We start from the raw sequence: 19585 nt of genomic DNA, 5'->3' as shown, positions 1-19585 counted from the left end.
AGTCCTCGGAAGATTCAAGTCAGAAATGCATCCCGGAGCGCGCCCCCTTCTGGTGCGGCGCTGAAATGGCTAGACTGCGCGCCTTCCTGCCTGGATCGCCATCATGCTGCTAATGCTCTACCTCGTTGCCATTACCGCCGAAGCCATGACCGGTGCCCTGTCCGCAGGCCGACGCGGTATGGACTGGTTTGGCGTGGTGCTGATCGCCTGCGTCACGGCGTTGGGCGGCGGGTCGGTGCGCGATGTGTTGCTCGGGCATTACCCGCTGACCTGGGTCAAACACCCTGAATACCTGGTGCTGACATCGGCGGCGGCCATGCTCACCGTGTTCACCGCGCGTTGGATGCGGCATTTGCGTTCATTGTTTCTGGTGCTCGACGCCGTCGGTCTGGTGGCGTTCACCCTGATCGGCTGCATGACGGCTCTGGAAATGGGCCACGGCATGCTGGTGGCTTCGGTCAGCGGGGTGATTACCGGCGTGTTCGGCGGCATTCTGCGCGATATCTTCTGCAACGACATCCCGCTGATCTTCCGCCGTGAGCTCTACGCCAGCGTGTCGTTCGCGGCGGCGTGGTGCTACATGCTGTGCCTGTATCTCAATGTGCCGAGTGAACAGGCGATTTTGATCACACTGTTCGGCGGCTTTCTATTGCGTCTGCTGGCGATCCGGTTTCATTGGGAGATGCCCAAGTTCGTCTATAACGACGCGCCTTGACGCTCGGCATGTTGTTTCAGCGCCCACTCGACATGCTCGCGCACCAGCTCTGACGGATAGTCACGGCGTGCCTTCAAGGCTTCCAGCACCGGAATGCTCGACGGCGCATTACCGAGTCCCACCGCCAGATTGCGCAGCCAGCGCTCGTAACCGGCGCGGCGCAGCGGCGAGCCTTCGGTGCTGCTGAGAAACTTGTCCTCATCCCACATGAACAGTTCGGCCAGTTCGGCATTGTCGAGATTGTGCCGTGGCTTGAAATCGCTTTCCCCGGAAGGCTTGGCAAAGCGGTTCCACGGGCAGACGATCTGACAGTCATCGCAGCCGAATACGCGGTTGCCGATCAACGGGCGCAGGTCTTCGGGGATGGCGTTTTTCAGTTCGATGGTCAGGTAGGAAATGCAGCGCCGCGCGTCCAGCACGTACGGACCGACAAAGGCGTTGGTCGGGCAGATATCGAGGCACGCGGTGCAGCGGCCGCAATGTTCGCTGCTGTGCGGCTCATCCACCGGCAGCGGCAGGTCGACGAAGAGTTCGCTTAAAAAGAAATAACTGCCGGCCTTGCGGTTCAACACCAGGGTGTTCTTGCCGATCCAGCCCAGCCCGGCCTGTTCGGCGATGGCTTTTTCCAGCACCGGGGCGCTGTCGACAAACGCGCGAAAACCGAACGGTCCGATCTCGGATTGAATCTTGTCGGCCAATTGTTGAACACGTTTACGGATCAATTTGTGGTAATCGCGGCCCAAGGCATAACGCGACACGTAGGCTTTGTCCGGTTGCGCCAGGCGTTTGGCCATTTCGGTATCGCCCGGCAGGTAGTCCATGCGCAGCGAAACCACGCGTAAAGTGCCCGGAACCAGTTCTTCGGGATGCGAGCGTTTGCTGCCGTGGGCGCCCATGTAGTCCATTTCGCCGTGGTAGCCGGCCGCGAGCCAGCGCTCCAGATGCTGCTCATGTTCGGCCAGATCGAGGCCGCTGATGCCGACTTGCTGAAAGCCCAGCTCGCGGCCCCAATCCTTGATCGATTGGGCGAGGGCGGGCAGGTCTGTGGTGATGGCGGACATGAGGCGAGAGAAACCGGAGCTGAGGTGCGTATAATTCTGCCAGACATCGGAGCTCGAAGACGCATGCCGCACACGAAAGATGAATTACCCGACGCGCTGTACCGCGCCGCACAGGTGCGCGAACTCGATGCGCGGCTGATCGCTGCCGGTACGCCGGGCTTCGAATTGATGCAGCGCGCCGCCCATGCGACATGGCGAGCGCTGGTTCGGCAATGGCCTTCTGCGACCGAACTGAGCGTGTTGGCCGGGCATGGCAACAACGCAGGTGACGGCTATCTGGTCGCTGCGCTGGCGCGGCGCGCAGGCTGGACGGTTCGGGTGTTGGCGGTCGGTGACCCGCAGCGCTTGCAGGGTGATGCCGCATTGGCCCATGCCGAGGCGTTGGCTGAAGGCGTCACCGTGCAGGACTGGACTGCGCAAAGCGAGTTGCGCGGTGTCATCGTCGATGCCTTGCTCGGCACCGGCCTTGGCGGTGACGTGCGCGAGCCTTATGCCAGTGCGATCAAAGCGATCAATGCCAGCGGCTTGCCGGTGATCGCGGTGGATATTCCTTCCGGGCTCTGCGCCGATACCGGACATGTACTCGGTGACGCAGTCCGCGCCGACCTCACTGTCACCTTCATTGGTTTGAAAATCGGCCTGTTTACCGGTGACGCAGCGGATCACATCGGCGGGCTAGTGTTTAACGATTTGCAGGCCTCGGCCGAAACCTGTCGTGACATTCCTGTCAGCGCCGTACGCCTTAACGCGGCTAATCTTCCGCGATTGGCTGCACGTGCACCGGCAGCGCACAAAGGCCGATTCGGCCACGTGCTGCTGATCGGCGGCGATCACGGTTTCGGCGGGGCGATTCTGCTCAGCACCGAAAGCGCCCTGCGCAGCGGCGCCGGCATGGTTTCGCTGGCCACTCGCCCGGAACACGTGCCGGCAGCCTTGAGCCGCGTGCCGGAAGCCATGGCGCTTGGCGCTTCATCGGCCAACCAGTTAATGGGCTTGCTGGACAAGGTTTCAGTCTTGGTTATAGGGCCAGGTCTGGGGCAAGCGAGTTGGGGGCGGGCGTTGTTGTCCGCTGCGGCCAACGCGCCGTTGCCGCAAGTGTGGGACGCTGATGCGTTGAACTTGCTGGCGACCGGCTTCGTCAGCCTGCCCAAGGACTGCGTGATCACTCCGCATCCGGGCGAGGCTGCACGTTTGCTGGGGATCAGTACTGCACAAGTGCAGGCCGATCGTCCTGCTGCGGCGTTGGCGTTGAGCAAAAAATATACAGCGGTGGTGGTGTTGAAGGGGGCCGGCAGTCTGATTGCGCATCCCGATGGACGTCTGGCGCTGTGTCATCAGGGCCATCCGGCCATGGCCACCGCCGGTCTCGGCGATGTGCTGGCGGGTTTGGTCGGCGCACTGCTGGCGCAAGGCATGAACGGTTTCGATGCCGCCTGCCTGGCGGTTTGGCTGCACGCCAATGCCGGTATGCAACAAGGGAAATTCGGCCGTGGGCTGGCGGCCAGTGATCTGATTCCAGCCATTCGTCAGTTGTTGGAGGAGCATGCACCGTGTCTGAAGTAACCCTGTACCTGGCCGATGAACAGGCCATGAGCGACTTTGGCGCACGGATCGCCCGCGTGACCCAGGGCCATGGCCTGATTTTTCTGGAAGGCAATCTGGGGATGGGCAAGACCACGCTGTCCCGGGGCATCATCCGTGGGTTGGGGCATGTCGGTGCGGTAAAAAGTCCGACCTTCACGTTGGTCGAGCCCTACGAGATCGGCGACATCCGCGCCTTCCACTTCGACCTGTATCGCCTGGTCGATCCGGAGGAACTGGAGTTTCTCGGCATCCGTGACTATTTCGAAGACGACGCCCTGTGCCTGATCGAGTGGCCCGATAAAGGTGCAGGCTTTTTGCCAAAGCCTGACCTGACCATTACCATTAGCCCGCAAGACAGCGGGCGTTCGCTGAAAATTTTATCCCAGGGGTCGCGCGGCGAGGCCTGGTGTGCCGCTTTGGCATTGGAATCCAATTAAATGATGGGGTTAGGTATGCGCTTTCGCGCGTTGGTGGCTGCCGCTGGACTGATATTGATGGCAGTAACCGTCAACGCTGTGGCCGATACGAAGGTCAACAGCGTGCGCCTGTGGCGCGCACCGGACAACACGCGGCTGGTCTTCGACCTCAGCGGCCCGGTGCAGCACAGCGTCTTCACCCTGACTGCACCGGATCGGCTGGTGATCGACATCAATGGCGCAACACTTGGCGCGCCGCTGAATGTGCAGACCGCGAACACGCCGATCACTGCAATGCGCTCGGCCCAGCGCACGCCGACTGACCTGCGGGTAGTCATCGACCTGAAGAAAGCCGTCACCCCGAAAAGTTTCTCGCTGGCGCCTAACGCGCAGTACGGCAACCGTCTGGTGGTCGATCTGTTCGACAACGCGGCCGATGCGGCACCAGCGCCTGTGCCTGCTCCAACGCCGTCAGTGGCGACCATGCCAGCGGTGCCAGTCACACCTTCCGAACCGGCAATCAAGTTGCCGCCGGCCCCGCCCGGCAAACGCGACATTATTGTGGTTATCGACGCTGGGCACGGTGGTGAAGACCCGGGTGCGTCCGGCTCACGTGGCCAGCGTGAGAAAGACGTGGTGTTGCAGATCGCGCGCGAATTGCAGCGTCAGGTCAACGGCATGAAAGGTTTCCGCGCCGAACTGACGCGTACTGGCGACTATTTCATCCCGTTGCGCGGCCGTACCGAGATCGCCCGCAAGAAGGGCGCCGACCTGTTCGTCTCGATTCACGCCGACGCCGCGCCGTCTGCGGCAGCCTTCGGTGCTTCGGTATTTGCCCTGTCTGATCGCGGGGCCACGTCGGAGACCGCCCGATGGCTGGCCGACAGCGAAAACCGTTCCGACTTGATCGGTGGTGCCGGCAACGTCAGCCTCGACGACAAGGATCGTATGCTCGCCGGCGTGTTGCTCGACCTGTCGATGACCGCCTCGCTGACCTCCAGTCTCAACGTCGGTCAGAAAGTCCTGACCAACATCGGTCGTGTGACACCGCTGCACAAGCAGCGCGTGGAACAGGCCGGGTTCATGGTGTTGAAATCGCCGGATATCCCGTCGATCCTCGTCGAAACCGGGTTTATCTCCAACGCCAACGAAGCCAACAAGCTCTCGGCATCGAGCCACCAGCAGGCGCTGGCACGTTCGATCAGCAGTGGCGTGCGCCAGTTCTTCCAGCAGAACCCGCCACCGGGCACCTACATTGCCTGGCTGCGTGATTCCGGCAAGATCGCCCAAGGCCCGCGTGATCACCGTGTCGGCCCGGGTGAGACCCTGGCGATGATTGGTGTGCGCTATCAGGTGTCGCCGGCGACGCTGCGCAGCGCGAATAACCTGAAAAGCGATGAGCTGAAAGTCGGTCAGCACCTGACCATTCCTGGCACCGAACTGGCGTCCAAAGAATGAATCAGGTGTCGAACGCAGCCCGCATCGAATTGCTCAGCCCGCGGCTGGCGAACCAGATCGCCGCCGGTGAGGTAGTTGAGCGCCCGGCATCGGTGATCAAGGAACTGCTGGAAAACAGCCTCGATTCCGGTGCCAAGCGCATTGATGTCGATGTCGAGCAGGGTGGCGTCAAGCTGCTGCGCGTTCGCGATGACGGCAGCGGCATTTCGGCTGATGACCTCCCGCTGGCGCTGGCCCGTCACGCCACCAGCAAGATCCGCAATCTGGAAGATCTTGAACAGGTGATGAGCCTGGGCTTTCGCGGTGAGGCACTGGCCTCGATCAGCTCCGTCGCACGTCTGACCCTGACTTCGCGCACTCGCGACGCCGATCAGGCCTGGCAGGTCGAAACCGAAGGTCGCGACATGGCGCCCCGGGTTCAGCCGGCGGCGCATCCGGTCGGCACTTCGGTGGAAGTCCGCGACCTGTTCTTCAACACCCCGGCGCGGCGTAAATTCCTCAAGACTGAAAAAACCGAATTCGATCACCTGCAAGAAGTGATCAAGCGTCTGGCGCTGGCGCGTTTCGACGTGGCGTTTCACCTGCGTCATAACGGCAAGACCATCCTCAGCCTGCACGAGGCCCACGATGATGCGGCCCGCGCCCGCCGTGTGGCGGCAATCTGCGGTTCGGGTTTCCTTGAGCAGGCGCTGCCGATCGAGATCGAACGCAACGGTTTGCACCTGTGGGGCTGGGTCGGTTTGCCGACCTTCAACCGTAGCCAGGCGGATTTGCAGTATTTCTTTGTCAACGGCCGTGCGGTGCGCGACAAACTGGTCGCCCACGCGGTGCGTCAAGCTTACCGCGACGTGCTGTTCAACGGTCGACATCCGACGTTTGCGTTGTTTTTCGAGGTCGATCCGGCGGCGGTAGACGTCAACGTGCACCCGACCAAGCACGAAGTACGTTTTCGTGACGGGCGCATGGTGCACGACTTCCTCTACGGCACGCTGCACCGCGCGCTGGGCGATGTGCGTCCGGAAGACCAGCTCGCCGGTTCCGTGACCACCGCCATCGTCCGTCCGACCGGCCTTGATGCCGGCGAATTCGGACCGCAAGGCGAAATGCGTCTGGCGGCCAATGCGTTGCTGGAGCAGCCGCAGGCGCAACCGGCATTCAACACCTCGTCAGGTGGCAGCGCTGGTGGCGCTTATCAGTATCAATACACGCCGCGTCCGCAATCCGCCGTGCCACCGGCCGCCGAGGCCCAAGCGGCGTATCGCGAGTTTTTCGCACCGCTGCCCGAGGCCAATGCCAACGCATTGCCGGCCGGTCAGGAAGACATCCCGCCGCTTGGTTACGCACTGGCGCAGCTCAAGGGTATTTACATTCTGTCGGAGAACGCCCAGGGTCTGGTGCTGGTGGACATGCACGCCGCTCACGAGCGGATCATGTACGAACGCCTGAAGATCGCCATGGCCAGCGAAGGCCTGAGTGGCCAGCCGTTGCTGGTGCCGGAATCGTTGGCGGTCAGTCAGCGCGAGGCTGATTGCGCCGAAGAACACGCGGCGTGGTTCCAGCGTCTGGGCTTCGAACTGCAGCGTCTGGGCCCGGAAACACTGGCGATCCGCCAGATTCCCGCACTGCTCAAGCAGGCCGAGGCCAACCGCCTGGTCGGTGACGTGCTGTCGGATTTGATGGAGTACGGCACCAGCGACCGGATTCAGGCACACCTGAACGAACTGCTCGGCACCATGGCCTGCCACGGCGCAATTCGCGCCAACCGGCGCCTGGCCCTGCCGGAAATGAACGGCCTGCTGCGTGACATGGAAAACACCGAGCGCAGCGGTCAATGCAACCACGGCCGACCGACCTGGACCCAATTGGGCCTGGACGATCTGGACAAACTGTTCCTGCGCGGTCGTTGATGAGCCAGCTTCCTCCAGCGATTTTCCTGATGGGCCCGACCGCTGCGGGCAAGACCGATCTGGCCATCGAGCTGACCAAGGTACTGCCGTGCGAGCTGATCAGCGTCGATTCGGCGCTGGTCTATCGCGGCATGGACATCGGCACGGCCAAGCCTTCCAAAGAGCTGCTGGCCGAATATCCGCACCGTTTGATCGATATTCTTGATCCGGCCGAGGCGTACTCGGCCGCGGACTTTCGTCGCGATGCCCTGCAAGCGATGGCCGAAATCACCGCACGCGGAAAAATTCCGCTGCTGGTGGGCGGCACGATGCTCTATTACAAGGCACTGGTCGACGGTTTGGCAGATATGCCAGCGGCTGATGCGGCCATCCGTGCGCAGATCGAAGAAGAGGCTGCACGCCTTGGCTGGCAAGCTCTGCATGATCAATTGGCGATCATCGATCCAGTGTCGGCGGCGCGGATTCACCCCAACGATCCGCAGCGCTTGAGTCGTGCGCTGGAAGTTTATCGGGTCAGCGGTCAGAGCATGACCGCGCTGCGCCAGCAACAATCTGCGCAAAGTACTGAAGCAGCCGCTTCGGGACTGCAACAATTGCCCTATACTGTCGCGAACTTGGCCATTGCCCCGGCAAATCGCCAGGTATTGCACGAGCGCATTAAACAAAGATTCACAAATATGTTGGAACAGGGGTTCATCGACGAGGTCGTAGCCCTGCGTAAAAGAAGTGACCTGCATTCGGGGTTGCCGTCTATACGTGCAGTAGGGTACCGCCAAGTCTGGGATTACCTGGATGGCAAGCTGACGTTGTCCGAAATGCAGGAGCGCGGAGTCATTGCCACGCGCCAATTGGCCAAACGCCAGTTCACCTGGCTGCGCAGCTGGGAAGATTTACACTGGCTGGACAGTCTTGATTGCGACAATCTGCCACGCGCCTTGAAATACCTTGGGACCATCTCCATATTGAGCTGAGTCCTTGCAATTGCCGTCTATCCTTGGGGGTGTGACGGCCAAAGCCATCTGAATTACCTATTTTTTATTATTGAATCCTTAAAGGAGTGCGGCACATGTCAAAAGGGCATTCGCTACAAGACCCTTACTTGAATACTTTACGTAAAGAGAAAGTTGGGGTTTCCATCTACCTGGTCAACGGTATCAAGCTGCAAGGTACGATCGAGTCGTTCGACCAGTTCGTGATCCTGCTGAAAAACACCGTCAGCCAAATGGTTTACAAACACGCTATCTCGACAGTAGTGCCGGTTCGTCCAATTCGTCTGCCTAGCGCAACCGAAAACGAACAGGGCGACGCTGATCCAGCTCCGGGTAACGCCTGATAGGAGTCTCCTTTGTTCTTTGAGCGCCACGGTGGTGGTGAGCGAGTCATACTCGTTCACTTGGATGGACAGGACCCTGAGGCGCGCGAAGATCCGCAGGAGTTTCAGGAATTGGCTAATTCGGCGGGCGCCGAGACCGTTGCGTTTTTTAACGTGCCGCGTCATCGGCCAACCGCCAAATTCCTGATTGGTAGCGGCAAGGTCGAGGAATTGCGCGACCTGGTACATGCCGAAGAAGCCGATCTGGTGATCTTCAATCACACCCTTACGCCCAGTCAGGAACGTAACCTCGAACGTGTATTCGAGTGTCGCGTGATCGACCGCACCGGTCTGATTCTCGATATTTTCGCCCAACGCGCGCGTACCCATGAAGGCAAGCTCCAGGTCGAACTGGCCCAGCTTGACCACATGAGCACCCGGCTGGTTCGTGGCTGGACCCACCTTGAGCGTCAGGGTGGTGGTATCGGCATGCGTGGTCCGGGTGAAACCCAGCTGGAAACCGACCGCCGTCTGCTGCGGGTTCGCCTGCGGCAGATCAAGGGGCGGCTGGAAAAAGTGCGCAGTCAGCGCGAACAGTCGCGTCGCGGCCGTTCCCGTGCGGATATTCCTACTGTTTCCCTGGTGGGCTATACCAACGCCGGCAAATCCACACTCTTCAATAACGTGACGAAATCCGACGTGTACGCGGCCGACCAATTGTTCGCCACGCTGGATCCGACCCTGCGCCGTCTGGAACTGGACGACCTGGGGCCGATTGTCCTGGCCGACACGGTGGGGTTCATTCGCCACCTGCCGCACAAGCTGGTCGAGGCATTTCGGTCTACGCTCGAAGAGTCGAGCAACTCCGACCTCTTGTTGCACGTGATCGATGCGGCCGAACCGGATCGGATGTTGCAGATCGAGCAGGTGATGGTGGTGCTGGGCGAGATTGGGGCCCAGGACTTGCCGATACTTGAGGTATACAACAAACTCGATTTGCTTGAAGGCGTTGAGCCACAAATCCAGCGCGACGAAAACGGCAGGCCGCAACGGGTCTGGTTGTCGGCGCGTGATGGCAGTGGTCTGGAATTGCTTGAGCAAGCCATTGCCGAGTTGTTGGGCAGTGACCTGTTTGTCGGTACCTTACGGTTGCCTCAGCGTTTTGCGCGTCTGCGCGCACAGTTCTTCGAATTGGGCGCGGTGCAGAAAGAAGAATACGACGAAGAAGGTGTCAGCTTGCTGGCCGTTCGATTGCCGCGCTCGGAGCTCAATCGACTGGTCAGTCGTGAAGGCGTTGTGCCGACGGAGTTCATCGAGCAACACACTTTGCAATAAAAGCCTGAAAAAGCGGTTGTGCCGCAACGGCAGGCATTCTGTAGCATTGGTCGGCGCGCCGTGGGTGCGTCTTTGCTTTATCAGATGGAGAGCGCTATGGCTTGGAATGAGCCGGGTGGCAACTCGAACAATCAGGATCCTTGGGGTGGCAAGCGCCGCAATAACGGCGACCGCAAGGGGCCACCGGATCTCGACGAGGCCTTCCGAAAGCTGCAGGAAAGCCTGAACGGGTTGTTCGGTGGTGGTAAGAAACGCGGTGGTGATGACGGCGGCGGTTCGGGCAGGAGTGGTGGCGGCTTCGGCGGTCTGCTCGGCATCGGCCTTGTTGTGCTGGCGGCTGTCTGGCTGTACAGCGCGGTCTACGTGGTGGACGAGCAGGAGCAAGCCGTGGTGCTGCGCTTCGGCAAGTACTACGAAACCGTCGGCCCCGGCCTGAACATCTACTTCCCGCCGATCGATAAAAAGTACATGGAAAACGTCACGCGTGAGCGTGCCTATACCAAACAGGGCCAGATGCTGACCGAAGACGAGAACATCGTCGAAGTCCCGCTGACCGTGCAGTACAAGATCAGCAACCTACAGGACTTCGTGCTGAACGTCGATCAGCCGGAAATCAGCCTCCAGCATGCGACCGACAGCGCCCTGCGCCACGTGGTGGGTTCGACCGCCATGGATCAGGTGCTGACCGAAGGTCGTGAGTTGATGGCCAGCGAAATCAAGGAGCGTCTGCAACGTTTCCTCGATACCTATCGCACCGGTATCACCGTCACCCAGGTCAACGTACAGAGCGCAGCAGCACCGCGTGAAGTGCAGGAAGCCTTCGATGACGTGATCCGCGCCCGTGAAGACGAACAGCGTTCGCGCAACCAGGCTGAAACCTATGCCAACGGCGTTGTGCCGGAAGCCCGTGGTCAGGCCCAGCGTATCCTCGAGGATGCCAATGGTTACCGCGACGAAACGGTTTCGCGTGCCAAGGGTGAGGCCGATCGCTTCACCAAACTGGTCGCCGAGTATCGCAAGGCGCCTGAAGTCACCCGCCAGCGTCTGTACCTGGATACCATGCAGGAAGTCTTCAGCAACACCAGCAAGGTACTCGTGACCGGCAACAAGAACGGCCAGAGCAACCTGCTTTACCTGCCGTTGGACAAAATGATCCAGAACAGTTCGGGCAGCAATGCAGCGGTCACTGGTTCTGCCGCCGCCAGCAATAACACGGACGTCACGCCGCATGTCACTGACGTGCCGCAGTCGCGTACAAGGGAGACCCGCTGATGAGCAATAAATCGCTGATCGCCCTGATCGTTGGCGTTGTCGTGGTACTGGTGGGCTGGAACTGCTTCTACATCGTCGCTCAGACCGAGCGTGCGGTGCTGCTGCAATTCGGTCGTGTGGTGCAGGCGGATGTTCAGCCGGGCCTGCATGTGAAAGTGCCTTACGTTAACCAGGTGCGTAAATTCGACGCACGTCTGATGACGCTGGATGCACCGACACAGCGCTTCCTGACCCTGGAAAAGAAAGCCGTCATGGTTGATGCCTACGCCAAGTGGCGGGTGAAAGATGCCGAGCGCTTCTACACCGCAACTTCCGGCCTCAAGCAAATTGCTGACGAGCGTCTGTCCCGTCGTCTGGAATCCGGCCTGCGTGACCAGTTCGGCAAGCGCACCCTGCACGAAGTCGTGTCGGGTGAGCGTGATGCGCTGATGGCTGATATCACCGCTTCGCTGAACAAGATGGCGGAAAAAGAGCTGGGTATCGAAGTCGTCGATGTCCGGGTCAAGGCCATCGATCTGCCGAAAGAAGTAAACCGCAGCGTGTTCGAACGTATGAGCACCGAGCGTGAGCGTGAAGCTCGCGAGCACCGCGCCAAGGGTAACGAGCTGGCTGAAGGCATCCGTGCCGACGCTGATCGTCAACGCCGCGTACTGCTGGCTGAAGCCTATCGTGAGTCCGAAGAGATTCGCGGTGACGGTGATGCCCAGGCCGCTGCGATCTACTCCAAGGCCTACGGTCAGGATCAAGAGTTCTACGGTTTCTACCGTAGTCTGCGCGCCTACCGTGAAAGCTTCGCGAACAAATCCGACGTCCTGGTCCTCGACCCAAGCAGCGACTTCTTCCGTTATCTGGAAAAGTCCAAGCCTTGACACGCCGTTGACCTGAATCATTCCGCCCGGCGGCTAAAACCTCGGGCGGGGTGATCCTTTGGGAAAACGTGTGTATGATGCGGCAGCCGGGAAATTCCCGGCTTTTTTGCGTCTGCACGTTTGATTGCTGTTTTTGCTGCAGAACATCGGGTTGAATGACTCGACAGTTTTTCGAGGAAAGTGATGGGCGAAGCCGGTATCAGGCCTTTCGCTGCGTCGTTCATGCGCGTGCGTTTTGAACGGACCGATCATTTTCTGCTTCACTCAAGGCTCGCCCTCGTGCTGGCCGCCCGGATCAAAGGGGAATGGCGTAATGGCAACGGTAGACCGCTGGCTGCTGCCAGATGGCATCGAAGAAGTACTGCCACCAGAAGCGGCGCGCATTGAAGTTGCGCGTCGTCAGGTGTTGGATCTGTTCCAGAGCTGGGGTTACGAGTTTGTCGTGACTCCCCATATCGAGTACCTGGAATCCCTGCTGACCGGCGCGGGCCAGGACCTGGATCTGCGTACCTTCAAGGTCATCGACCCGCAGTCGGGCCGGCAGATGGGTTTCCGCGCTGACATCACGCCGCAAGTGGCGCGCATCGATGCGCACACCCTGCGTCGTGAAGGCCCGAGCCGTCTGTGCTACGCCGGCAGCGTGCTGCATGCCCAACCGCGTGCACTGTCGTCCTCGCGCAGCCCGATCCAGTTGGGCGCCGAGTTGTACGGCGATGCCAGCCCGAGCAGCGACGTTGAAGTCATCAGTCTGATGTTGGCCATGCTGCAACTGGCCGATGTGCCGGATGTGCACATGGACCTTGGTCATGTCGGCATTTACCGTGGTCTGGCGCGCGCCGCCGGCCTGTCCGGTGAAGTCGAGCAGCAGTTGTTCGATGCATTGCAACGCAAGGCCATCGACGAGGTCATTACCTTGACCGAAGGCTTGCCGGCCGATCTGTCCGGCATGCTGCGAGCGCTGGTTGATCTGTGTGGCGGTCGTGAAGTGCTGGCTGCAGCCCGCGAGCGTCTGGCCAATGCACCGGCGCCGGTGCTGGCGGCACTGGAAGATTTGCTGGCAATCGCCGAGCGTCTGTCGGCGCGCTTCCCGGAGTTGCCGCTGTACTTTGATCTGGGCGAGCTGCGCGGTTACCACTACCACACCGGTGTGGTGTTCGCGGTGTTCGTGCCGGGCGTTGGCCAGTCCATCGCTCAGGGCGGTCGCTACGACGACATCGGCGCCGATTTCGGTCGCGCCCGTCCGGCGACTGGCTTTTCTACCGATTTGAAAACCCTGGTGACCCTGGGGCGTGCTGACATCGAGTTACCGTCTGGCGGTATCTGGATGCCTGACAGTACGGATGCGGCACTCTGGCAGCAGGTTTGCCAGTTGCGCAGTGAGGGTCAGCGTGTCGTTCAGGCTTTGCCTGGACAACCTTTGGCCGCCGCCCGTGATGCGGACTGCGACCGGCAATTGATTCAGCAGAACGGGCTTTGGCAAGTATCGCCACTGGCTTCTTGAGTTTTCCTGCCGGCCATCGCCGGCACCAAGTTTGCGCGAATGAGGACAAGTGTTATGGGTAAGAATGTCGTAGTCCTGGGCACCCAATGGGGTGATGAGGGCAAAGGCAAGATCGTTGATCTGCTGACCGAACATGCTGCCGCCGTAGTGCGCTACCAAGGTGGCCACAACGCTGGCCACACGCTGGTGATCGACGGCGAAAAAACCGTCCTGCACCTGATCCCGTCGGGCGTGCTGCGCGAAGGCGTGCAGTGCCTGATCGGCAACGGCGTGGTGGTTGCACCTGACGCCCTGCTGCGCGAGATCACCAAGCTGGAAGAGAAAGGCGTGCCGGTGCGTGAGCGTCTGCGTATCAGCCCGTCCTGCCCGCTGATCCTGTCCTTCCACGTGGCGCTGGACCAGGCCCGTGAAAAGGCCCGTGGCGAGCTGAAGATCGGTACCACCGGTCGCGGCATTGGCCCGGCTTACGAAGACAAGGTTGCACGTCGTGGCCTGCGTGTTGGCGATCTGCTGAACATGCCGCGCTTCGAAGACAAGCTGCGTGAACTGGTGGATTACCACAACTTCATGCTGGTCGGTTACTACAAAGAGCCGGCCATCGAGTTCGAGAAAACCCTGGCTGAGTGCAAGGAATACGCTGAGCTGCTCAAGCCGCTGATGCTGGACGTGACGGCCGAGCTGCACGACCTGCGTCGCGCCGGCAAAGACATCATGTTCGAAGGCGCCCAAGGTTCGTTGCTCGACATCGACCACGGTACCTACCCGTACGTGACCAGCTCCAACACCACCGCCGGTGGCGTGGCGACCGGTTCGGGCGTTGGCCCGATGTTCCTCGACTACATCCTGGGCATCACCAAGGCTTACACCACTCGCGTCGGTTCGGGTCCATTCCCGACTGAGTTGTTTGACGAAGTCGGTGCGCACCTGGCCAAACAAGGTCACGAGTTCGGCGCTACCACCGGCCGTGCCCGTCGTTGCGGCTGGTTCGACGCCGTTATCCTGCGTCGCGCTATCGATGTGAACAGCATCTCGGGCATCTGCCTGACCAAGCTGGACGTACTCGACGGCCTGGAAACCATCAACATCTGCACCGGCTACAAAGATGCACAAGGCAACGCCGTTGCGCCGACCGACGCTGACAGCTACGTAGGCCTGCAGCCTGTGTACGAAGAAGTACCGGGCTGGACCGAATCGACCGTGGGCGCCAAGACCCTGGAAGAGCTGCCGGCCAACGCCCGTGCCTACATCAAACGCGTTGAAGAATTGATCGGCGCGCCGATCGACATTATTTCGACGGGCCCGGACCGCAACGAAACCATCGTTCTGCGTCATCCGTTCGCTTGATAAGTCGTTGATGTAAAAACACAAAGGCCCCTTGATCGGGGCCTTTGTCGTTTATGCCTGTTGGACGGCATGACCTTTGCTGTGAATCTCCCTACAAGAGTGCCATCAAATTAATGGCGTCAGAAGTAGAGGTATTCACAGTGTCGGCCGTTCTCTCACTGTTACAAAGCCGTTTATTACGCCCTGTATTCGTTACCCTTGGTATCGCCCTTTTGGTGCAGGTGTTGGTGGCAGTCGCCCTGACACGGAGCACCGTCACGGCGCTGGAAGCTGATCTTGCCGTGCGCCTCGGTGCTGACAGCCAGAAGCTTTCCGGCGAACTGGAGCAGGCCGGGCGTGAAGTCACGTCGAGCCTCGATAACTTGTCCACCAGCACCCGTCAGCGTCTGACGACTGGTTTGTCCTCGCGTCTGAAGGACGAACAGGCGCAACTGCGTACGACACTCGAAAAGGATCTGAAGGATTCGGCCAATGACATGGCCCAATTACTCGCCTCGGTCGCACCTCGCGCCATGTGGGACAGCGATGTACCGACCTTGTCCGAATTTGCCCGGCGTGCCCAGCGCAATCCCAATGTGCTGTTCGTGGTCTACGACGACGCCACGGGGCAGCATCTGACGCGTTATCTCAATCGCGAAAACCCGATCAACAAGGCCTTGCTCGAAAAGGGCCAGGGCGAGCGTGCGCTGGATAAAGTGCTGGGCGCGGCGAAGAACGATCCGTCGGTTTACTACCTCGAAGCGTCGATCAACCCGAACGGCGTAGAAATTGGCAAGGTGCTGATGGGGGTTTCCACAGCTTCGGTCGAGACCGATCTGGCGGCGCTCGACAAGCGCTTCTCGGCGCTGATTGCCAGCAGCGATCAGTTGGTCGGCGACAGCCTCAAGGGCGCCGCCGCTGACAGTGCCGCAGCAATGCAGGCGCGTCTGCAGTCGGCGCAGTCCACTGCCGCCGAAATGAAAGCCAACACGGCGAGTACCGTGCAGGACGCTGCCGCAACCCTGCGCTGGCGGATCGGTTTGGGCCTGGCGCTGGTGGGCTGCGGCGTGCTGTTGCTGCTGGCGGTGGTACTCGGGCATCGGGTGGTCAATCGTCTGAAGATGCTCAACGCGGCAATGGACGATCTGGCGGCGGGTGAGGGCGATCTGACCAAGCGTGTGCAGATCAACAGCAAGGACGAGATCGGTGACATGGCCTCGGCGGTCAATCGCTTTGTGGATAAGTTGCAACCGATCGTGCGCGAGGCGGGCGATGTCGCCCAGCGTACCGGCGTGGAAATTGGCGCGATGACCCTGCGCAATGCCGGCGCCGATGCGGCGGCGGGGATGCAGCGTGATGAAGTGGCGGAAAGCTTGCGTGCGTTGTCGCAAATGGCCGACGAAGCGCAATCGGAAAGCCACGCGATGCAGGCGGCGTTGAGGCAGGTTGTGGATATTCGCCAGGCCACTGACGAAAACACGCGCACGTCGGCCAAGGTTGGCAGTTTGATCGAGGCGTTGGCGGGGCAAGTCGATACCGGGGCTAAGGTCATCGAGCGGCTGGCGCAGCAGAGTGAGCAGATTGAAGTGGTGTTGACGGTGATTCACGGGATCGCCGAACAAACGAATTTGTTGGCATTGAACGCAGCCATTGAAGCGGCGCGGGCGGGCGAGACCGGACGTGGTTTCGCCGTGGTCGCGGACGAGGTTCGGGCGTTGGCGAGCAAGACGCAAAGTTCGACTGGCGATATTCAGGCGCATATTGTCGCGTTGCAGCAGGGCGCGCGTGAGGCAGTGGAAGCGATCGGTCAGGCCGGACGTCAGGCCAGCGAAGGTTTGCTGGTGCTGCGCGACAGTGCGCGGCTGCAGCAGTCGGTACAGGCTTCGGTCGAGCAGGTGCATGCGGCGATTGGTCTGGCGACGCAGGCCGCTGCGCATCAGGCGCAGGGGGCGCAGGCCGTGCGTGGGCGGGTCGAGACGATCCATGCTCAGGCCGAGAAAGCGGCTCAGGCGGTGGTGGAAACCACGGCCAGTGGCAAGGTGCTGGATGGTCTGGCGGCGCAGCTCAAGGCGAGTCTGGGGCAGTTCAGGGCTTGAGGTTGTCTGGGCGGCCCTCTTCGCGAGCAGGCTCGCTCCCGCACTAGATCGCATTCCTCTGATGGGACTCGGTCAAAATGTGGGAGCGAGCCTGCTCGCGAAAGCGCTGTCAGCGGCTCAGATACATCCGGGTCGTCAGTAAATAAACCGGTAACCCGGATACCAAAATCAACAGCGCCGCATAAGGCGCTGCCGCCGCAAATTCGACATTCGCGGTATGCGCCCAGACCTCGGTCGCCAGGGTGTTGAGCCCGGTCGGACTCAGCAGCAAAGTCGCGGTCAGTTCCTTCATCGCATCCAGAAACACCAGCGCAAACGCCGCGCCCAAGGCCGGGAAGATGATCGGCAGCGTCACCCGGCAAAATGCCGTGAATGATGAAGCGCCCAGCGTACGCGCCGCTTCTTCCAGCTGCGGTGCAGCCTTGTTCAGCGCGGTACGAATCGGCGCTTGAGCCAGTGGCAGAAACAGCAGCGCGTAAGCGATCAGCAGCAGCCCGGATGTCTGATACAGCACCGGCACGTAGTGCAGGGCGAAATACACCAGCGTCAGCGCAATCACCAGGCCTGGCAGTGCATGCAGCAGATACGGCAGGCGCTCGGCCCAGATCGCCAGTTGGCCTTTGTACCGCACCACCAGCAATCCGACCGGCACCGCCAGTACCAGGCACAACGCCGCGCCACCCAGCGAGAGTGCCAGCGACGACAGCAGTGCTTCGGTAATCGCCGCGACCGGGAAGGCCGCCGAGGACCCCACCGCAAGCCAATACGCCAGCATCCCCAGCGGAATCCCGCTGCCGACAATCGCCAGCATCAGGCAATACAACTGACCGACAGCGGCCCACCGTCCCAGTCGAACCTGCTCGGCCTGGCGCGCCGCACCTTGCCCGGTGCGCACATGCCGGCCCTTGCCGCGTACGCGCAATTCGAGCCATAGCAGCACCAGACATAGCGCCAGCAACACCGCAGACAGCATCGCCGCGTTGGCGTTACTGAATTCCAGTTCGAACTGCTGATAGATCGCGGTAGTGAAAGTTTGCAGGCCGATGATCGACAGTGCGCCGAACTCCACCAGCATGTGCAGGGCAATCAGCAGCGAGCCGGCCAGCAGAGACGGCCAGAGCAGCGGCAGGGTGACGCGGAAAAACACGCCCCAGCGGTTTTGGCCCAGCGTGCGGGCGGATTCTTCAAGGGAGGGATCAAGATTGCGCAGGGTCGCTGCAACCGGCAAAAAGATCAGCGGATATTTCGACAGGCTCATCACCAGAATCGCTCCGCCGAGTCCTTCGAACTGCGCGCTCAAGGAGACCCAGGTGAAGCTGCTGACGAACGCCGGCACCGCGAACGGCAGACACAGGATCACACCCCACAGGCGTCGCCCGGGCAAATTACTGCGCTCCAGCAACCACGCCAGCGACAGGCCGATCACACCGCAGGTCAGCGTCACGCCCACCATCAGTGCCAAGGTGTTGCGCAGCAGGCCGAACACATATGGGCGCCACAGCAAGTGCAGCGCCTCGGCCCAGCCCGCCTGCCAGGCTTTCAGGCCAACGTAGGCCAGCGGCAACAGGCTCAGCACCACCAGTAACAACACCGGCAGCACCAGCCAGATCGACGGGCGCTTGCGCCGTGGCACGTAACCCCCGCGCGCGGCGGGGGCGGATAACGATGCGGTCATCAGTTCAAGCCAACTTCACGTTCCAGATCCAGCGCTTCTTCAGCATTGCCCAGATCGGCAGGAGTGACGTTCGGCGCTTCCAGTTCGCTGAACGGCTTGAGGCCGCGATCAGATTCCATACCTTTGTGCAGCGGATATTCGGCGGTGGTCTGGGTGATGACGCGCTGGCCTTCTTCGCTGGCCATGTAGGCAAGAAATTGCTGGGCTTCTTTTGGATGTTTGCTGGATTTCAGCACGGCTGCGCTGGATACGGTGATCAGGCCGCCGACGTCACCGCCGGTGAAGTAATGCAGCTTCGAATCAAGTTTGCCTTTCTCACGCTGCAGGGCGAACCAGTAGTAGTTGTTCACCAGAACGGTGGCGACTTCGCCGTTTTCCACGGCTTTGAGCGCAACCATATTGTTGCTGTAGGTCTTGCCGAATGCGCGCAGGCCGGTCAGCCATTCTTCGGCGGCGTCACGACCGTGCAGCTTGATGATCGCCACGGCCTGTTCCTGGAACGCGCCGCTGGTGGGTACGAAGCCGACTTTGCCCTGCCACTTCGGATCGGAGAATTCCATTACCGATTTCGGCAGGTCTTTTTCATCGACCAGTTTCGGGTTGTAAGCGACCACTCGAACCCGCGCGGTGACGCCGATCCAGGTGCCATTGCCGGCAACGTATGTCTTTGGCAGAACCGCCAGAGTGGCGTCATCGGTCTTGGCCAGCAGGCCGAGTTCGCCGAGATTGTTCAGTGGTGGCGATTCTTCGGTGTAGATCACGTCGGCAGGAGAGCGGTCGCCTTCTTCGATGACCTGGCTGGCGAGTTGATTGCTGCTGCCTTTGCGCACATTGACGTGAATGCCGGTCTTGGCTTCGAAGGCTTTGGCGATCGCGTCGCCGACCTCCTTGTGCTGGCCGTTGTAGAGAGTCAGGGAAACCGCATCGGCAGCCTGGGTGAGGGGAGTGGCGAGCGCCAGGCCGAGGAGGGTGAAGGTCAGGCTTCGGCGCAGGGTATTTCGAAACGTCATTCGCAGGGTTCCTCACTGTCGCATTGCAAAAACTTGCAACAATGATAAACG

General features: G+C 60.8%; 16 protein-coding genes. 13 read left to right on the top strand and 3 right to left on the bottom strand.

Annotated elements, in window-relative coordinates; genetic code table 11:
• The first annotated feature begins 100 nt into the window (after positions 1-100).
• Positions 101-715, top strand: a complete 615-nt coding sequence (locus tag AC3WMT_RS11525; protein ID WP_177431410.1) for a trimeric intracellular cation channel family protein — start codon at positions 101-103, stop codon at positions 713-715.
• On the opposite strand, the gene queG is transcribed toward AC3WMT_RS11525, so the two are convergent.
• Positions 697-1776, bottom strand: a complete 1080-nt coding sequence (gene queG / locus AC3WMT_RS11520) for a tRNA epoxyqueuosine(34) reductase QueG (protein WP_103304658.1) — start codon at positions 1774-1776, stop codon at positions 697-699. The two genes, AC3WMT_RS11525 and queG, sit on opposite strands and share 19 nt — an antisense overlap.
• Before the next feature lie 63 nt (positions 1777-1839).
• On the opposite strand from queG, the gene AC3WMT_RS11515 reads away from it, so the two are divergent.
• From AC3WMT_RS11515 to AC3WMT_RS11460, 12 genes are all read left to right on the top strand, one after another.
• Positions 1840-3339 carry an NAD(P)H-hydrate dehydratase gene (locus AC3WMT_RS11515; RefSeq protein ID WP_103304659.1) on the top strand — a complete coding sequence of 500 codons (1500 nt, stop codon included), beginning with the start codon at positions 1840-1842 and terminating at the stop codon, positions 3337-3339.
• Positions 3327-3797 carry a tRNA (adenosine(37)-N6)-threonylcarbamoyltransferase complex ATPase subunit type 1 TsaE gene (tsaE, locus tag AC3WMT_RS11510; protein ID WP_016985707.1) on the top strand — a complete coding sequence of 157 codons (471 nt, stop codon included), beginning with the start codon at positions 3327-3329 and terminating at the stop codon, positions 3795-3797. Before AC3WMT_RS11515 ends, tsaE begins: the two co-directional genes overlap by 13 nt.
• Before the next feature lie 57 nt (positions 3798-3854).
• On the top strand, positions 3855-5234 hold the full coding sequence (locus AC3WMT_RS11505; protein WP_371919316.1) for an N-acetylmuramoyl-L-alanine amidase: 1380 nt from the start codon (positions 3855-3857) through the stop codon (positions 5232-5234).
• 5 nt (positions 5235-5239) lie between these two features.
• Positions 5240-7141, top strand: coding sequence for a DNA mismatch repair endonuclease MutL (gene mutL, locus AC3WMT_RS11500; protein ID WP_177431408.1), 1902 nt, complete (start codon positions 5240-5242; stop codon positions 7139-7141).
• Positions 7141-8112 carry a tRNA (adenosine(37)-N6)-dimethylallyltransferase MiaA gene (miaA, locus tag AC3WMT_RS11495; RefSeq protein WP_103304662.1) on the top strand — a complete coding sequence of 324 codons (972 nt, stop codon included), beginning with the start codon at positions 7141-7143 and terminating at the stop codon, positions 8110-8112. Before mutL ends, miaA begins: the two co-directional genes overlap by 1 nt.
• A gap of 95 nt (positions 8113-8207) precedes the next feature.
• A complete protein-coding gene (gene hfq / locus AC3WMT_RS11490) occupies positions 8208-8474 on the top strand; it encodes an RNA chaperone Hfq (RefSeq protein WP_095109354.1) in 267 nt (88 codons plus the stop codon).
• Between the two features lie 12 nt (positions 8475-8486).
• A complete protein-coding gene (gene hflX / locus AC3WMT_RS11485; RefSeq protein WP_103304663.1) occupies positions 8487-9788 on the top strand; it encodes a ribosome rescue GTPase HflX in 1302 nt (433 codons plus the stop codon).
• A 96-nt stretch (positions 9789-9884) separates the two neighbouring features.
• Positions 9885-11060, top strand: coding sequence for an FtsH protease activity modulator HflK (gene hflK, locus AC3WMT_RS11480; protein WP_103304664.1), 1176 nt, complete (start codon positions 9885-9887; stop codon positions 11058-11060).
• Positions 11060-11929 (top strand): protease modulator HflC, encoded by an 870-nt coding sequence (hflC, locus tag AC3WMT_RS11475; RefSeq protein WP_007950723.1) that lies wholly within the window; start codon positions 11060-11062, stop codon positions 11927-11929. The genes hflK and hflC overlap by 1 nt, the downstream gene beginning before the upstream one ends.
• Positions 11930-12242: 313 nt before the next feature.
• The gene (locus AC3WMT_RS11470; RefSeq protein ID WP_103304665.1) at positions 12243-13430 is read left to right on the top strand and encodes an ATP phosphoribosyltransferase regulatory subunit; all 1188 of its coding nucleotides are present in this window, start codon (positions 12243-12245) and stop codon (positions 13428-13430) included.
• A gap of 54 nt (positions 13431-13484) precedes the next feature.
• Positions 13485-14774 (top strand): adenylosuccinate synthase, encoded by a 1290-nt coding sequence (locus AC3WMT_RS11465; RefSeq protein WP_085711159.1) that lies wholly within the window; start codon positions 13485-13487, stop codon positions 14772-14774.
• 140 nt (positions 14775-14914) lie between these two features.
• Positions 14915-16849 (top strand): methyl-accepting chemotaxis protein, encoded by a 1935-nt coding sequence (locus tag AC3WMT_RS11460; protein ID WP_103304714.1) that lies wholly within the window; start codon positions 14915-14917, stop codon positions 16847-16849.
• Between the two features lie 109 nt (positions 16850-16958).
• Here the strand turns inward: AC3WMT_RS11460 and AC3WMT_RS11455 are convergent, their stop codons facing one another.
• Together AC3WMT_RS11455 and AC3WMT_RS11450 are read right to left on the bottom strand one after the other, a co-directional pair.
• Complete coding sequence (locus tag AC3WMT_RS11455) at positions 16959-18524, bottom strand: ABC transporter permease (protein ID WP_103304666.1); 1566 nt, start codon at positions 18522-18524, stop codon at positions 16959-16961.
• Complete coding sequence (locus tag AC3WMT_RS11450) at positions 18524-19534, bottom strand: extracellular solute-binding protein (protein WP_103304667.1); 1011 nt, start codon at positions 19532-19534, stop codon at positions 18524-18526. The genes AC3WMT_RS11455 and AC3WMT_RS11450 overlap by 1 nt, the downstream gene beginning before the upstream one ends.
• Between the last annotated feature and the right edge of the window lie 51 nt (positions 19535-19585).

The organism is Pseudomonas sp. FW305-7, from assembly GCF_058786735.1.
Note: the sequence above shows the minus strand (reverse complement) of the source record. Positions and strands in the feature narration are given on the sequence as shown.

Bases quoted from the DNA above. Each gene is read 5' to 3' on its own strand.
- AC3WMT_RS11450 (WP_103304667.1), bottom strand. From the start codon at position 19,534: ATGACGTTTCGAAATACCCTGCGCCGAAGCCTGACCTTCACCCTCCTC.
- hfq (WP_095109354.1), top strand. From the start codon at position 8,208: ATGTCAAAAGGGCATTCGCTACAAGACCCTTACTTGAATACTTTACGT.
- AC3WMT_RS11465 (WP_085711159.1), top strand. From the start codon at position 13,485: ATGGGTAAGAATGTCGTAGTCCTGGGCACCCAATGGGGTGATGAGGGC.
- miaA (WP_103304662.1), top strand. From the start codon at position 7,141: ATGAGCCAGCTTCCTCCAGCGATTTTCCTGATGGGCCCGACCGCTGCG.
- AC3WMT_RS11515 (WP_103304659.1), top strand. From the start codon at position 1,840: ATGCCGCACACGAAAGATGAATTACCCGACGCGCTGTACCGCGCCGCA.
- queG (WP_103304658.1), bottom strand. From the start codon at position 1,776: ATGTCCGCCATCACCACAGACCTGCCCGCCCTCGCCCAATCGATCAAG.
- AC3WMT_RS11505 (WP_371919316.1), top strand. From the start codon at position 3,855: ATGGCAGTAACCGTCAACGCTGTGGCCGATACGAAGGTCAACAGCGTG.
- AC3WMT_RS11470 (WP_103304665.1), top strand. From the start codon at position 12,243: ATGGCAACGGTAGACCGCTGGCTGCTGCCAGATGGCATCGAAGAAGTA.
- hflK (WP_103304664.1), top strand. From the start codon at position 9,885: ATGGCTTGGAATGAGCCGGGTGGCAACTCGAACAATCAGGATCCTTGG.
- hflC (WP_007950723.1), top strand. From the start codon at position 11,060: ATGAGCAATAAATCGCTGATCGCCCTGATCGTTGGCGTTGTCGTGGTA.
- AC3WMT_RS11455 (WP_103304666.1), bottom strand. From the start codon at position 18,524: ATGACCGCATCGTTATCCGCCCCCGCCGCGCGCGGGGGTTACGTGCCA.